Origin of the sequence: Gluconobacter cerevisiae (assembly GCF_015244675.1) — a bacterium.
GTDB classification, from domain to species: domain Bacteria; phylum Pseudomonadota; class Alphaproteobacteria; order Acetobacterales; family Acetobacteraceae; genus Gluconobacter; species Gluconobacter cerevisiae.
In genome coordinates, this window is record NZ_JABCQO010000002.1 from 96,672 (window position 1) to 112,019 (window position 15,348).

Annotated in this window: 14 protein-coding genes; 9 read left to right on the plus strand and 5 right to left on the minus strand. The window is 60.4% G+C overall.

Going from position 1 to position 15,348, the window contains the following annotated elements:
* Positions 1-20 precede the first annotated feature (20 nt).
* The 5 genes from HKD21_RS03280 (at position 21) to HKD21_RS03300 (ending at position 5,939) form a co-directional block, all read left to right on the plus strand.
* Positions 21-1,352, plus strand: coding sequence for an O-antigen ligase family protein (locus HKD21_RS03280; RefSeq protein ID WP_322782897.1), 1,332 nt, complete (start codon positions 21-23; stop codon positions 1,350-1,352).
* Positions 1,353-1,371: 19 nt separating this feature from the next.
* Positions 1,372-2,367, plus strand: a complete 996-nt coding sequence (locus HKD21_RS03285; RefSeq protein WP_194254189.1) for a CobW family GTP-binding protein — start codon at positions 1,372-1,374, stop codon at positions 2,365-2,367.
* Positions 2,364-3,404, plus strand: coding sequence for a WD40 repeat domain-containing protein (locus HKD21_RS03290; RefSeq protein WP_194254190.1), 1,041 nt, complete (start codon positions 2,364-2,366; stop codon positions 3,402-3,404). Before HKD21_RS03285 ends, HKD21_RS03290 begins: the two co-directional genes overlap by 4 nt.
* A gap of 86 nt (positions 3,405-3,490) precedes the next feature.
* Positions 3,491-5,542, plus strand: a complete 2,052-nt coding sequence (locus tag HKD21_RS03295; protein WP_194254191.1) for a GAF domain-containing protein — start codon at positions 3,491-3,493, stop codon at positions 5,540-5,542.
* Between the two features lie 25 nt (positions 5,543-5,567).
* The gene (locus HKD21_RS03300) at positions 5,568-5,939 is read left to right on the plus strand and encodes a response regulator (protein ID WP_194254192.1); all 372 of its coding nucleotides are present in this window, start codon (positions 5,568-5,570) and stop codon (positions 5,937-5,939) included.
* On the opposite strand, the gene HKD21_RS03305 is transcribed toward HKD21_RS03300, so the two are convergent.
* A complete protein-coding gene (locus HKD21_RS03305) occupies positions 5,940-6,239 on the minus strand; it encodes a SelT/SelW/SelH family protein (protein ID WP_194254193.1) in 300 nt (99 codons plus the stop codon).
* Between the two features lie 138 nt (positions 6,240-6,377).
* Between HKD21_RS03305 and HKD21_RS03310 the strand changes: the two genes are divergently transcribed.
* Positions 6,378-7,172: an acid phosphatase gene (locus tag HKD21_RS03310; RefSeq protein ID WP_194254194.1), complete on the plus strand. Its 795-nt coding sequence runs from the start codon at positions 6,378-6,380 to the stop codon at positions 7,170-7,172.
* A gap of 27 nt (positions 7,173-7,199) precedes the next feature.
* Here the strand turns inward: HKD21_RS03310 and HKD21_RS03315 are convergent, their stop codons facing one another.
* From HKD21_RS03315 to HKD21_RS03325, 3 genes are all read right to left on the minus strand, one after another.
* On the minus strand, positions 7,200-8,642 hold the full coding sequence (locus HKD21_RS03315) for a chloride channel protein (protein ID WP_407646518.1): 1,443 nt from the start codon (positions 8,640-8,642) through the stop codon (positions 7,200-7,202).
* 188 nt (positions 8,643-8,830) lie between these two features.
* A complete protein-coding gene (locus HKD21_RS03320) occupies positions 8,831-9,724 on the minus strand; it encodes a cation diffusion facilitator family transporter (protein WP_194254195.1) in 894 nt (297 codons plus the stop codon).
* Between the two features lie 9 nt (positions 9,725-9,733).
* The gene (locus HKD21_RS03325) at positions 9,734-10,756 is read right to left on the minus strand and encodes a cation diffusion facilitator family transporter (protein ID WP_194254196.1); all 1,023 of its coding nucleotides are present in this window, start codon (positions 10,754-10,756) and stop codon (positions 9,734-9,736) included.
* Between the two features lie 149 nt (positions 10,757-10,905).
* Between HKD21_RS03325 and HKD21_RS03330 the strand changes: the two genes are divergently transcribed.
* The 3 genes from HKD21_RS03330 to HKD21_RS03340 all read left to right on the plus strand — a co-directional run bounded on the left by HKD21_RS03330 (position 10,906) and on the right by HKD21_RS03340 (position 13,788).
* Positions 10,906-11,487: a DJ-1/PfpI family protein gene (locus tag HKD21_RS03330; RefSeq protein ID WP_194254197.1), complete on the plus strand. Its 582-nt coding sequence runs from the start codon at positions 10,906-10,908 to the stop codon at positions 11,485-11,487.
* A 64-nt stretch (positions 11,488-11,551) separates the two neighbouring features.
* Positions 11,552-12,181 (plus strand): TIGR00645 family protein, encoded by a 630-nt coding sequence (locus HKD21_RS03335; protein WP_062030151.1) that lies wholly within the window; start codon positions 11,552-11,554, stop codon positions 12,179-12,181.
* The gene (locus tag HKD21_RS03340; RefSeq protein ID WP_194254198.1) at positions 12,181-13,788 is read left to right on the plus strand and encodes an NAD(P)/FAD-dependent oxidoreductase; all 1,608 of its coding nucleotides are present in this window, start codon (positions 12,181-12,183) and stop codon (positions 13,786-13,788) included. Before HKD21_RS03335 ends, HKD21_RS03340 begins: the two co-directional genes overlap by 1 nt.
* Here the strand turns inward: HKD21_RS03340 and HKD21_RS03345 are convergent.
* The gene (locus tag HKD21_RS03345; protein WP_194254199.1) at positions 13,785-15,065 is read right to left on the minus strand and encodes an MFS transporter; all 1,281 of its coding nucleotides are present in this window, start codon (positions 15,063-15,065) and stop codon (positions 13,785-13,787) included. The two genes, HKD21_RS03340 and HKD21_RS03345, sit on opposite strands and share 4 nt — an antisense overlap.
* Between the last annotated feature and the right edge of the window lie 283 nt (positions 15,066-15,348).

Below are 15,348 nucleotides of genomic sequence, written 5' to 3' on the forward strand. Positions count from 1 at the left end.
AAAAGCGCTTCGGACTGTAAGTGGTTGCATGCCGGGCGGAAACCTTCCATCCACCGTTCATGCGCTTCTCTCCTTCCACTGTGACCCGGATCGGCCGATGGGCCGCCCTGGTCCTGCCTCTGGCCCTGACGCATGTGCGCGTGGCAGGTGAGGCCGATCTTGATCTTCTGGCTGTTCTGCTGCTGCTCCATTCGTTGCTTGTCGGACGACGGCAGGGCGGATGGGACTGGTTCCGGGAGCCTTGGGTCATCGCCACATTCTGCTGGTGGGGCTGGCAGGTTCTATGCACGCTGTGGGTATCGCCGGGGCATGGCGCGCTGGTGCAGGCGCTGCTGGCGATCCGCTTTCCACTCGCGGCCGCCGCGCTGGGCTGCTGGCTGCTTCGGGATGCGGTCTGGCGCAGGCGTGTGCTGTGGCTGACCTGTGCGTGCGGAGTTTACATTGCCGTTCAAATGCTGATTCAGGCTGTGTTCGGGCGCAATCTGTTCGGAATCCCGCGTTTTCATGATGGCACATTGACGGGACCTTACGAGCACCCACGCGCTGCTGCACCATTATCCCGGCTGATCCTGCCATTACTGATGGTGGGCTGTGCGGTGGCGGAAAAGGCGCGAAGTCGCCTGATGCGGACATTCGGGCTGTGTGCGGCTACGGTTCTGGCCGTCGGGATCATGGTTCTGGCGGGGCAGCGGATGCCGCTTGTGCTTTCGCTTCTGGGGATCGGGATATGTGCGTTGCTGTATCGGCCAATGCGTCCGGCCGCGTTGGCGGCAGCGGCGATGCTGCCGGTTCTCGTGCTGGTGGCGCGGGTGTTTTCGCCCGGCAGCTTCTTCCATCTCGTGACGCTGGCGCGACAGCAACTCACGCATTTCGGCCAGTCGCCTTATGGGGAAATCTATACCCACGCGGTCGTGATGGCGCAGGCGCATCCCTGGATCGGGCAGGGCTATGATGCCTACCGGCATTTCTGCTCGGACCCGTCCACCTTTCATGGCCTGGCAGGACTGTCGGAGGCCGTGCCCGAGAGGGGGTGGCTGGACCTGTGTGTCCAGCATCCGCACAACCATTATCTTCAGGCTCTGGTTAATGCCGGAGTGCCGGGGCTGATCCTGTTCGTATTGATGATCGCGACATGGTTGAAGGCGATCTGGCCCGGGCGGAACGGGCACGCAATTGCGATCGGTCTGTTTGCGGCAGTGCTGATTCAGGAGTGGCCGATCGCATCATCTTCGGATTTCCTGAACCTGCCGCTGAGTGGCTGGGGGTTCCTGCTTCTGGGACTGGCTCTCGCCTATCGGGTCTTGCCGATACGGAACGGGTTTCAAGCGGGCGGGGTCCGGCCTATATCGTAAGGCAGATTACGGAGGCCTTATGTCCAGCACCCCTGACAACACTGCGCCCGCACGAAGCGGCACCGTTCCCGTAACGGTCCTGACCGGTTTTCTCGGCGCCGGCAAGACCACGCTTCTCAATCATATCCTGACAGCCGAGCATGGCCGTAAATATGCGGTTGTCGTGAACGAGTTCGGTGAACTCGGGATCGACAACGACCTCGTGGTGGATGCTGACGAGGAAGTGTTCGAAATGAACAACGGCTGCATCTGCTGCACGGTGCGTGGAGATCTGATCCGCATTCTGGGTAGTCTGCTGCGGCGTCGGAACCGGTTTGACGGCATCATCGTCGAAACGACCGGACTGGCCGATCCGGCTCCGGTCGCGCAGACATTCTTCGTGGATGAGAACCTCCGCGAAAAGGCGCGTCTGGACGCGGTCGTGACGGTTGTGGACGCATTTAACGTCATGGAAACGCTGGATGAAAGCCCCGAAGCCGTCAACCAGATCGCGTTTGCGGATGTGATCGTGCTGAACAAGACTGATCTCGCGGATGAAGAACGCCGCAAGGACATCGTGGCGCGTCTGCGGAAGATCAACGCCGTGGCGCAGATCCATGAGGCGCAGCATGGTGGCGTGAAGCTGACGGACATTCTGGACCGGGGTGGCTTTGATCTGGCACGCGCCCTCAAGACGATGCCGGACTTTCTGGAAAACGATCATCATTCCCACGAGGAAGGCATCACCAGCATTTCCCTGAGCATCAAGGAGCCGATCGACCAGCCCCGCTTTCAGGCGTGGATCGGCGCGATCCTTCAGGAGCAGGGGGCGGACATTCTGCGGGCCAAGGGCATTCTGCACTTCAAGGGCGAGCAGAACCGTTTCGCGTTTCAGGCCGTGCACATGATGGCGGACGGAGACTTTATCGGCCCGTTCCGTGAGGGTGAGAGCCGGGACTCCCGTCTGGTGTTCATCGGACGCAATCTGAACCGTCCGCAGCTTCGGCGCGGCTTTGAAAGCTGCATTGCGGTATGATACAGGATCTTCTGGCGGACCGGGGTGCTGAGCGCCGGTTCGAGAGCCCGATTGTTCATGTGGTCTCCTCCCGCGACGGACGTAGCTTTGCGGCGCTGACAGTGGATGGAGAGCTTGTTCTCATTCCGCGCGATCGTCTGCGGGATGCGGAAAGCTGGACAGTCGTGGCCGCGCATGATGGCGGGTTGTGTCTGGCTCAGGGCTGCGAACCTGATTCGTTTTTGTCCGGTGGCGAGGACGGAAAGCTCGTTCGGACCTTTGCCGATGGCCGCACGGATGTGCTGCACGAAGGGCGCCGCTGGATCGACTGCGTGGCCAGCACGACGGATCATCTGGCGTTTTCGTCTGGAAAGCAGATCGAGGTCCGTGCGGCGGAAGGGCACCAGACGCTCAAGGTTCTGGAACATCCTTCGACCGTGACCGGCATCGTGTTCGATGCCAAGGGCAAGCGAATTGCGGCGTCACATTATAATGGTGTGTCGATGTGGTTCGTGCAGGCCAAGGTTGATAGCGTGCGGCCGTTCGAATGGAAGGGCAGCCATATCGCAATTGCCATCCATCCGGGCGGTGAGGCGCTGGTGACGTCCATGCAGGAAAATGATCTGCATGGCTGGCGTCTGTCTGACGGGCACAACATGCGTATGAGCGGCTATCCGAAGCAGGTGAAGTCCATGGGCTTTACGCGTAACGGACGCTGGCTTGCGACGGCGGGGGCCGATGCGATCGTCCTGTGGCCGTTTACGGGTGGTGGCCCGATGGGCAAGGCTCCGGCGGAACTGGCGCGGCTGCCGGGTCTGTTCGTCAGTGCGGTCTGTCCGAACCCGAAGGAAGACATCATTGCTGCGGGTTATGAGGACGGGACGGTCGTTCTGGCGGAAATCGGCGGCGGGGACCAGCGCGTCCTGCCGCTATGCTCGGGGCAGGATACGAAGCGCGGTAAGGTGACGTCGCTGGGCTTCACGCCGCAGGGTGGGGCGCTGCTCTTTGGGACCGAAGACGGCGTTCTGGCTGCAATCGACTTGTCCAAAGGTGATTAAGTTTCACAATCAATCTATTTGGTTCCTGAAGTAATCCAGGCTCCGGATGCGGTATGGCTTGAAATGCTGATTTAATTGTTGGCAGTGTGGAAACGCGCTATGTCTGTCTGACGCAGAGTAGAGCTCTCGTTCAGGAGGCGTATCTGGAGGCTGTATCACCATTGGCAGCGCTGGGGGGAAGACCTTCCGGTCTGGATATTGATCGAGGTCTGGAAGCCTTTTCAGACCTCGATTTGGGCGATATTGCAGTCTCTGCGGCTGCACTGTGTCGCGCGCCGATTGCTCTTGTCAGTATATTGGATGGAGACCACCTCTGGTTTCCGGCCCGTTTCGGAACGGATCAGGTTTACGGGGTGCTGGCCGGTTCGGGATGTGCGGCAGTTTTAGCCCACGGGACCTCGGTGGTGATTCCCGATCTGATGATGGATCCTGAAACGCAGAAAAACGGCCTTGTCTGTGGAGAGCCGGGATTGCGGTTCTATGCCGGATATCCGCTGGTCACGGCTGAGAACAGGATTTTCGGCACTCTGTGTGTCATGGACCTGGAAACGCGACCGCAGGGGCTGTCTCAGCAGGAAAGTGACGGTCTGGCAGCTCTGGCGCGACAGGCCATGCGATTGATGGGACTGCGCCGGGAACGTCTGGCTCTTCAGGCGCAACAGGTGGATCTGGAGCGCCGACAGGCACGGGAAAAATATGCCCTCCAGCAGGCTGCAGGGGCCGCAGGCGGTGTGGGCATCTATGAATATGATCTGGTCAGTGGAGACATTACGGTTTCCCCTGAAGTCTGCCGTATCATTGGGATTCCTGTTACCGAAGTCGTGACGGCCGTTCAGTGGGCCATGAGGGTTCATGAGGACGACAGGGAACGGATTCCCCTTGTGTCACAGCTCATGGACGGCTCGGCACCTCTGAAACTTGAATATCGCGTCATCCGGGCGGGCGACCGGAAGGAGCGATGGATACTGCGACAGGGGATGCTGGACAGGGACTGGGCTGGGCGCCCGATCCGGCTGATCGGAACAATTCAGGATATCACGCCCGAAAAAAACGCCACCAGCCGCCTGACGACACTTCTGGCGGTAGGGGATGCCCTGAGGATGGCGACGACGCGCAGGCAGGCTCTTACAGAAGCATGTCAGCTTCTGGGTGGACGCCTTGATGTGCAGCGTGTCGGGTTTGCCGTTATTGCGGTTTGTGATGCGGTTTTTACTATTGATCTCGGTTGGTGCAGCCCAGATGTGTCACCGATTTCGGGAAATTTGCAGTTTCGGGTCTTTCGCAGGACGTCTGATTTCCTGCGTAGCGGGGCTGTCCTTATTGTGGACGATATTTCCAGCCCGCCCTGGATGCAGGAGGAGCAGAATGCCTGTCGGGCATTGCAGATGGAAGCGCAGATTGTCGTTCCGAAAATGGATCATGACAAGCTGACGGGATGTCTGTTCGTTCACAGCGCCACACCACGTGACTGGACGCTGGATGAAACATCCTTCATTCGCACGGCCGCAGACCGGATCTTTACGGCGCTGGATGAATGGGATGCCGAAGTGCGGCAGGACATCGTCAACCATGAAATCCTGCATCGTCTGAAAAATACCCTCAGCATCGTCCAAAGCCTCGCACATCAGGGGTTCCGGAACGTGGATGATCAGGGGCCACTCACAACATTCACATCCCGTCTCGTTGCACTTAGCGCCGCGCATGACCTGCTGATGCGACGGAACTGGCAGTCCACGGATCTGGCAAGTCTGGTCTGTGGCGTACTCACCCCACTGGGCATCGAAAACCGGGTCGAGGTCTCGGGGCCGTTTCTCAAATTGGGTCCTGATACGGCGACATCTTTTTCGATGGTGCTGCATGAACTGGCGACGAACGCCATGAAATATGGCGCCCTGAGTATTGCGGACGGGAAGGTGTTTTTGAGCTGGACGATTACAGGAACAGGTGAAGCTGCGGTGATGTCTCTGACATGGCGGGAGGTTGGCGGCCCGCCAGTTACGCCACCTGAACGAACCGGGTTTGGTGTACGTCTTCTCAAAGCCGGATTGGGTCGGTACGGAAAAACGGAACTTCATTACGCTCCAACGGGTTTATGTGCAGACCTGACTGCCCCGACCCTGTCACTTGCAACACTCTGAGACTGCCTGGAGACCCGTATCTTTCATGTTGGAGGACCCTGACACGCGGCCCACAATCCTGATTGTCGAAGACATCGTGTTTATTCGCATGATGACGGAAGACTATTTCGAGAATGCCGGTTTCAGAACTCTGAGTGCCCGCTCGACATGGGAGGCGATTGCATTTCTCGAAACGGATCCGACAATCCGCTACCTGTTTGCCGACATCCACCTGCCGGACGGTGATGATGGTCCGAGGCTTGCTGAAACAGCACGAAAATGCTGGCCTCCCGTCAAAATCATTCTGACCTCTGCGGACATACCCGCAGATCAGGTCCGGTTTCCGATCCGTGACCTTTTCGTCCCCAAACCTTATAGCCTCGATCAGGTCAGAAAAGCTTTTGAGACGATGACCTGATCAGGACTGCTGATCGGAGGGGCGGTCGGTGTGTCCGAGGTCGCGGTCGGGGGCGATAACGTCCCGCACGCGCTGTTTCAGTTCCTTGGGGCCGGGGAACCCTCCGTCGCGCTTGCGCTCCCAGACCAGCATTTCGTTGACATGAATTTCGAACCGGCCGCCGGTATCGGGGATCAGCGCGACTTCGCCCAGAGCCTGACCAAATGTCGAAAGCAGTTCCTGAGCCATCCAGCCAGAACGGAGCAGCCAGTTGCATTGTGTGCAATAGCGGATGGAGACACGGGGAGCAGTGGACGTCATGGGGCGATCCTGTCGGGTTTTGGAATTCGGAGACTGTCATGAGGGCTTCATGTGGAAAAGCCTTCGCGTCAGAGACGGCGGACGTTAAGGGTACGGGTTGTTATTCTGTTTCACTACTCTGACGGGATTTTCCGGCCCATGCGTTCTGCCACTCGTTTGCCTGTAGCGTTGCTTCTGTGTGCGACTGTTCTTTCGGCCTGCGCGCCATCAGCGCGGTACAACGAGGCATTGCCTGAAAGCGCCGCACCGGACGAGCGGCTCGTTCTGGCGCCGCCTCCCGTGGCAGGCAGCGCGGCGCAGCTTGACGATGACCGGGTTTTCCGCGCGACCCGCGCTCTGAAGGATACGCCACGCTGGCAACTGGCGCAGAGCGACGCGGATCTGGAACCAGCAGACTTGGTGCGCGACTTCTCCTGTGCGGCAGGCTTTGATATCGACCTCGCAAAGGCACCGCATCTGGCGCGGGTGTTGGAGCGGATCCGTCATGCTGTCGGACACCGGACATCCGAAGCCAAGACATACTGGCACCGGACGCGCCCCTTTGTCGGCACAAATTTGCCGATCTGTACGTCTCCCGAGGGTCTTGGCCTGCATTCGTCCTACCCGTCAGGACATACGACGGCGGGATATGGCATGGCGCTCCTTCTGGCGCATCTGATGCCAGAACATGCCACGGCGCTGCTCCAGCGCGGCCGCGTGTTCGGGGAAAGCCGGATCGTCTGTGGCGTGCATTGGAAATCCGACGTTCAGGCTGGCTATCTGAATGCGTCATCCCTGATGGATGCGCTTCTGGCCAATCCGGAACTTCAGGCCGATCTGACAGCGGCGCGGCACGAACTGCTGGCGATGCAGGAGCATCCCGCCGCACCTGATGCGGCACGTTGTGCGGTGGAACAGGATGCCGCGACGCACTCTTTGCTGAGCGAACAGTAAGGCGGGACGGACGGCGCTTCTGAAGAATCAGGGCGCTGGTTTTTTCTTGTCCGACGGGGGCGGGTTGTGATGGGCGGCGCGATCGTTCGCTTCCATGAAGCGGTCGGCAAGGCAGCTGTAGAGCGAATGCGGGCAGATCATCTTCGAGACGCCGAACGCCAGAAAGGACGTGGCCAGCAGTGCAAGCGTGACCTGCTGGTTATCGCACATTTCCATGACGATGATCGTAGCGGTCAGCGGGGACTGCGACATGCCGCAGAAATATGCCACCGTGCCAAGTAGCACCACCGCGCCCGGCGTAGTGTGCGGCAGGAACTGCTCTACCCAGCCGCCAATTCCTGCGCCAATGGCGAGGGAGGGGGCGAACATGCCGCCGGGGATGCCGGAGCAGTACGAGACGATCATCGCCAGATATTTGAGGACGAAGAACGAGGCGGGATAGTGCTCGGTGCCGTTGAAAATAGCGCTGGCTTGATCATAGCCGGTGCCGTAGGTGGCGCCTTTGGAGACGAGGCCGATCAGGGCCAGTATGAAGCCGCAGATTGCTGCGAAGGCGATCGGGCGTGTCGCGGCGAACTGCCCGACCCGCCCCGGAATGCCGCGTGAAGCCTTGATGAGAATGGCCGAGAAACTGCCTCCCGCAAGGCCGCCGAGAATGCCGCAGGTCAGAACCGCGATCCATGCCGTGCCGACAGGAACGTCCACGTCCGCATGGCCGAAATAGGTGTAGTTGCCGATCAGGGCGATGGCCGTGACGCCAGACAGGACGACAACCGTGAGGGTACGGCCCGAGGTCTTCTGTTCGAAGGAATGGGAGAGTTCCTCAATGGCGAACATGATTCCGGCCAGAGGCGTATTGAACGCCGCGGCCATGCCTGCAGCGCCGCCTGCAAGGATCATGCTGCGCCGCGCGGCGATGTTTGACTGTCCCAGCAGGCGTGAGAAGGCATGCATGATGGACGCGCCAACCTGAACGCTCGGGCCTTCACGCCCGATGGACGCGCCGCAGATCAGGCCGAAGGACGTCAGCAGAATTTTTCCGAGAGATGTCTTGAGAGACAGGACCCGGTCGACGACCGCGACATTCTCGATATGCAGGGTTGCGATTGTCTGGGGAATGCCGGAGCCCTGCGCGCCCTTGAAGATGGTCCGCGTGGCCCATGTGATGAGTGCCAGTCCAGCCGGAGCCACGACCAGCATGGCGGCTGGATGCCAGGCGACGATCTGATGGCGCACGTCCGCTGCCCAATTGCCCATTCTCGCGAAGAATACCGCCACGATACCAACCAGAACCGCGCCCAGCCAGTAAACTGCCGTGCGGCGCCACTGGTTCGTCGTAACTTTTGCTGAACGCCTCAAATGCAGAATGCGGTCTTTGCGGCGCATGGCGTGCTGTGAAGAGCGCGTATCCGAAGCAGGAGGCTCTGCGGGAACAGCGGCAACAGGAGAAGGAGGCGGTGTATCGGCCAATATTCGGACGTCCGGGAAGGAGGGTCGGGCTGTGGAGGATACGCCCGGTTCAGGCCCGTGCGCTGATGAGGAGCACCTGCCACCAACGCGGGAGGAGGGTCAAGGGTTCTCCGCCGATGAGGCGCAGGTGGCCGAATCCGTTTCGGATTGTGTCATAAACCGCACAGTCAGCGCCGCTTACCCTATCTTCAGCTCAGGACAAGGGCGCCGGAATGCTTGGCCTTGTCTTCAGGCTCGACATGGATGTGGATAGAGGCGCGGCCCAGTTCGGAGCGGATGGCGGCTTCGATCTGGTCGCAGATTTCGTGGGCGTCGTGGACGGTCAGGGCGCTCGGAACCACGAGATGGAACTCCACGAAAGACAGGGCGCCGACTTTGCGGATACGGAGGTCATGGGCTTCCAGCGCGCCGGTGGCGCTGGCGGAAATCACAGCCTTGACTGCCTCCATCTGTTCGGGAGACGGCGCTTCGTCCATCAGGCCGGACAGGGAATGCTTCATCATGGAGAAGCCGGCGCGCATGACGTTCAGCGCGACCAGTCCGGACAGGATGGCGTCGAGGCGATCCCATTTCAGCAGCGGGATAAGGGACACGCCGATCACGAGTGCCACGGTCGCCCAGACATCCGAAACAACATGTTCGCCTGCGGCCTGAAGCGCCTGTGAGGATTGCTTGCGGCCGACCGCGACCAGGATACGGCCCCAGACGAGATTGACCAGTCCGGCCAGAGCGTTGAGCGCCACACCGGAGAAGGGCGCGCGGATGGGCTCGGGATGGCGCCAGTCATGAACGGCGATGACCAGAATACCGACGGCCGTCAGGACGACCAGAACGCCTTCGAGGACCGCAGATAGATATTCCGCCTTGCCGTGGCCGTAGGGATGGTTGTCGTCGGCCGGAAGCGCTGCGACGGACATGGCCCAGAGCGTTCCGACAGCCGCCACGACGTTCAGGATGGTCTCGATCGCGTCCGAAAGCAGGGCGCTGGAGCCGGAGACCACGTAGGCCGCGTATTTGATGGCGAGCACCACCACGCTCAGCGCGATGGAGGCCCGGGCGACCTTGATACGGGTTGATGTCATGACGCGTCCTCAGCAGCAGGGCTGGTGCGTGTCGCAGACGGCGGGCTGTGTTTCAAGCTGGAAAGTGGGATGGGCGATGTCAAACTGCGTCCGGAGCAGCGCTGCGGCGCGCGCGATGATCCGGTCGGGGCTGACGGGATGTGTAGGGTCGCAGAGGAGATGGACGGTCAGGGCGGTCTCGGTCGTGCTCATGGCCCAGATATGCAGATGATGCAGCCCGGACACGCCTTCGACGGAAAGCAGCGCGGTCTGAACGGCGTCTGGATCGATCCCTGCCGGGACCGCATCCAGCGCCAGATCCAGTGAACGGCGCAGCAGGGACCATGTCCCGATGACGATGGAGGCCGAGACGATCAGGCTCATGATGGGGTCGATGATCGTATAGCCCGTAAACGAAATGAGCAGTCCGGCGATGACGACTGAAAACGCCATAACGGCATCTGCCGCCATGTGCAGGAAAGCACCACGGATGTTGAGGTCGCTCGATGCGCCTTTCATGAACAGCAGGGCCGTGACGGCGTTGACGGCGATCCCGACCAGCGCGACCCAACTGATGATCTCGCCCTGAACCATCTCGTGGGAGAACAGGCGCAGGACGGATTCCCAGACGATGCCGCCGGTCACAAGCAGCAGGATCGTGGCGTTCGCAAGAGCCGAGAGGATCGTGGAGCGGCGCAGGCCGTAGGTGAAGCGCGCGCTGGACGGACGGGTCGCGAGCACCTGTGCCAGCCATGCACCTGCAAGGCCCAATACATCGGACAGGTTGTGCCCTGCATCGGCCAGCAGGGACATCGAATGCGCCCAGACACCCCACAGCGCTTCCCCGGCGACATAGGCCGTGTTCAGGGCGATCCCGATGGCGAAGGCCGCACCGAAACTTGTCGGGGCATGGACATGCTGATGGCCGAATCCGAAGCCATGACTGTGTCCGTCGCCATCCGCGTGGTCGTGATCGTCATGGTCCGCATGATCATGCAGGGCTGCGGTGTCATGATGGGGGTGATCGCAGGCGTGGTGGGGATCTGAAGTCATGGAGGCCAGTGCTGCAAGAATGGAAGCACGACCTTACCGCATGTGACGCGACCGTCCCATCTCTATATCCTCATGCGGGACGATATTGCCGAACGTCGCGGGGCGTGGTGTCGTCGTAGCGCTGCGATTACGAAGAAGGACAGGAAACGATGGCTGAAAAACGTATTCTCATCATCGCGGGTGATTTCGTTGAGGATTACGAAATCATGGTGCCATTCCAGATGCTGCTTCTGGTCGGGCATAAGGTCGACGTGGTGTCGCCGGGCAAGAAGGCTGGGGAACAGATCGCAACGGCGATTCACGATTTCGAAGGCCATCAGACCTACACCGAAAAGCGCGGCCATAATTTCACGCTGAACGCGACATATGCGGGTGTGGCGGCGGATTCTTACGACGCGCTGGTCATTCCGGGTGGACGCGCGCCAGAACAGCTCAGCACCGACGAAAGCGTTCTGGACCTGGTCCGGGCGTTCGTCGAGAGCGGCAAGCCGGTGGCGGCCGTGTGTCACGGTCCGCAGCTTCTGGCTGCTGCGGGCGTCATCAGCGGCAAAAAGATTTCGGCTTATCCGGCCTGCCGTGCGGAAGTGCTGCTCGCCGGGGCCGAGTACCAGTCCCTTCCGATGGATGGCGCTGTGACAGACGGGCAGTTCGTCACCGGCCCGGCATGGCCCGCGCATCCGGCCTGGATCGGGCAGTTCCTCAAGGTTCTGGGCACGCAGATCACACCGTAAGGGATTTACGCCCAGCGTTCACAACACTGTGGCGAAAAATCCCCTGAAATCGTAGAGAGGAAGCATGACGACTTCCTCTCCTTCTCCCGATCCACAGTCCACCCGACGCACCGGCAGTTTCGGCCGCGCCGAAGGCATGATGGAGCGCGCTTTCTTCGCGACGCGCTGGATCGCCGCACCGCTTTATTTTGGCCTGACAATCGGGCTGCTGTTGGTTGCGTTCAAGTTCTTCCAGCAATTGATCGGACTGGTGCTGAAGGCGACGGGGCTGGATTTCGACGATGTGTTCGTTGGCGTGCTGGACCTGATCGATCTGGTCCTGCTGGCCAATCTGTTGTTGATCGTCATGTTCTCGGGCTACGAGAACTTCGTCTCGCGCCTCGATATCCGCAGTCATGAGGATTATCCGAGCTGGATCGGGCATGTCACGTTCGGGGACATCAAGATCAAGCTCATGGCCTCGATCGTGGCGATGTCCGCGATCCATGTGCTAGCGGATTTCATCCGCGTGGATGAGACCTCGACGCGCGCTCTGGAATGGAGCGTGGGCATCCATCTCGCCTTTGTGGTCTCGGGTGTGTTGATGGCCATTATGGACCGGATTATGGAAGGCTCCCCCGATACGCATCATGCTGATCCTGCGCCTCCGGTTGCGGGAAAAGCAGGGAATGATTCGGGGAACGGGCACCACTGATGATCCGCATAACCGAACTGCGCCTCCCGCTCGATCACCCGGCGGAGGCCCTGCGTGAGGCCGTGCTCGCGCGTCTGAACATCGCATCTGAAGACCTGAAAAGCCTGACCGTGGCGCGTCGCGGGTATGATGCCCGTAAACGCGGGCATATCATGATGGTCTATAACGTGGACTGCGACGTTGCGGACGAGGCGGCTACTCTTGCTGCCCACGCGAGCGATCAGCATATCCGTCCCAAACCGGACACGACCTATCATCTGCCCGAGGCGACGCTGCCCGAGGGGATGCCGCGTCCTGTGGTCATTGGCGCTGGACCGTGCGGGATCATGGCGGCGCTGACGCTGGTGCAGGCCGGTCTGAAACCCATCATCATTGAGCGCGGCAAGGACGTGAAGGCGCGGACGGTCGATACGTTCGCCCTGTGGCGCAAATCCATTCTGACGCCGGAGAGCAACGTCCAGTTCGGCGAAGGCGGGGCCGGGACGTTCTCGGACGGCAAGCTCTATTCCGGTGTGTCTGACCAGCGACATCTGGGGCGGCATGTTCTGGAAGAATTCGTCCGTGCGGGTGCGCCGGAAGAAATCCTGACGATTTCCAAGCCTCATATCGGGACGTTTCGTCTGGTCACGATGGTCATGTTCATCCGCGCTGAAATCGAGCGTCTGGGTGGCGAGTACCGGTTCGAGACCCGTGTTGAGGGCTTTGAGATGGAAGGCGAGGGCGAGGAACGTCGTCTCCGCGGTCTGCATCTGTCGAACGGTGAGACGCTTCCGGCGGAGCGGGTTATTCTGGCGGTCGGGCATTCGGCGCGCGATACGTTTGAAATGCTGCGTGAAGCCCATGTGGAGATGGACCCCAAGCCGTTCTCCATCGGCGTACGGATCGAACATCCGCAATCCGTGATTGACGTAGCCCGCTTTGGTGCAAGTGCCGGGCATGAAATGCTGGGGGCTGCGGATTATAAACTCGTCCACCATGCCTCGAATGGCCGTGCGGTCTATTCGTTCTGCATGTGCCCCGGTGGACAGGTCGTGGCGGCAACGTCCGAGGAGGGGCAGGTCGTCACCAACGGGATGAGCCAGTATTCCCGTGCTGAGCGCAATGCCAATAGCGGCATCGTCGTTGAAGTGAAGCCCGAGCTTGATTTTCCGGACGATGTTCTGGGCGGCATGGCGTTTCAGCGACAGTGGGAAAAAGCAGCGTTCGTCGCGGGTGGGAGCAATTACAACGCCCCTGCCCAGCGGGTCGGGGATTTTCTGGCGGGGCGTCCGTCCACGTCGCTGGGTGACGTCGTGCCGTCCTATCAGCCGGGCGTGACGCCGACGGATCTGACGCTGTGTCTGCCGGCTTTCGTGACGGACGCCATCCGTGAGGCCCTGCCGCAGTTTGAACGCAAGCTGCGTGGCTTTTCCATGGATGATGCCATCATGACGGGCGTGGAAACGCGCACGTCCTCGCCGATCCGCCTGCGTCGTGACCGTGACGGGCAAAGCCCGACCCTGCGCGGATTGTTTCCGGCAGGTGAGGGGGCAGGATACGCTGGTGGCATCCTTTCTGCCGGGATTGATGGCATCCGGGCAGCGGAGTGGCTGGCGGCTTCTCTTTAAGAGGCCTTTTCATCGCCTTCCATATGTTCGCCGGGAAGCTCTTTCGGGCGGATCAGGGCAATGGCTCCCGTCACGACACTGGTGCCAAGCACGAAGATTTCGGCTGAGAGGGGCAGGGTGAGGATTGTCGGGCCGAACATGGGCACGAGCTTCTGTGCCATGCCCTGTCCGATGGAGCCGAGCGCATAGCCAAGCCCCATGCCGAAACTGCGGGTGTCTGATGGGAAACGCTGCGCCAGATAATGCGGGACAAGAGCGAAAATACCCGAAGCCGCAGCACCCATGACGAAGGCTGCGGTCAGCAGCATGGTCCAGGTTGGCGCACTCAGGAATGGCCAGATCGTCAGCATCACAACGACCAGCGCGCTGAGCATGACGCGGACTTCTCCGAACCGCTCGGCCAGCCAGCCGCAGAAGACCTTTCCGCCGAATGATCCGATGCAATACAGTGTGACCGGCCAGAAAACCGCCTGTTGCGTCAGGTGGTGGCTGCCACGCAGGATCGTCGGATAATAGGTGTAGATCGCAGCTTTCTGGAATTCGAGAAAGCTCATGAAAGCGATTGCTTGAAGCGCTGCACCCGTCAGGCGGAATTTGGGCCGTGGTGGGGGGGCTGTGTGATGCAGCTTCCCGGCCAGACGTTCTTCACGATTGCGCAGCCAGACCGGACTTTCCGGTACGCCGATGCGGATGAACAATGCGAGTGCGGCGGGGGCGAGACCGATAAAGAACAGTACGCGCCATCCATAATGCGGCAGGATCAGGGCTTGCACCCCAGCCGCGACGAAATAGCCGACTTCATAGCCGGACATCATGAGTGCGGAGGCCATGGGGCGTGTCCAGGCCGGTACGCTTTCCATTAAAAGCGCGGCGGAAGCGGTCCATTCGCCGCCAAAGCCGATTCCGAAAAGAAACTGCACGGCCATCAGCACATAAAAGTGATGAGAGAGTCCGGTCATGGCGGAAAAGACCGCAAACCAGACGACGCCGAGCATGAAAGCGGGCTTGCGACCATACCGGTCAGCCAGCCATCCCCAGCCGGTATTGCCGACGGCACGCCCGATGGACTGCCCCATCAGCACGGCCCCCAGATCGGCGATCGTGCATCCGAAATCATGGGCGATGTCGGGGAGCGTGAACATGAGCGTCGTCTGGTCGAAAGCATCCAGAAACCAGCCCAGAAAGGAGGCAAAAGTGACCTGCCAGTAGGGCAGGAGCGCAACAAGAGAGCCTTGGGAAGATGTAGATACGGCGGAGCGGGTTGTGGCATCCGTCATGCAGAATGGTCCTGTCTCGGAGGGGAAAAGACCCCACGCCCAAGGGTGTCACAGGCCCGGAAGAAGGTCCGGGCGCGAAACCGTAGCAGCTTTGTCCGGATTGATCGAACGAAGAGTTTCAGGCTGTCCGGAGCGGATAGACCGGGCGGGTATAGGCCATCAATCACGGTTCAAACGACACCAGAAAAACCCGCATCATTAAGGAAAAATTAGGGTGTTGAGCGGCATTGTTCTGACATGAAGAACGGAGGTGTCCGCATTGGATGATCTAGGACGGGGGGCG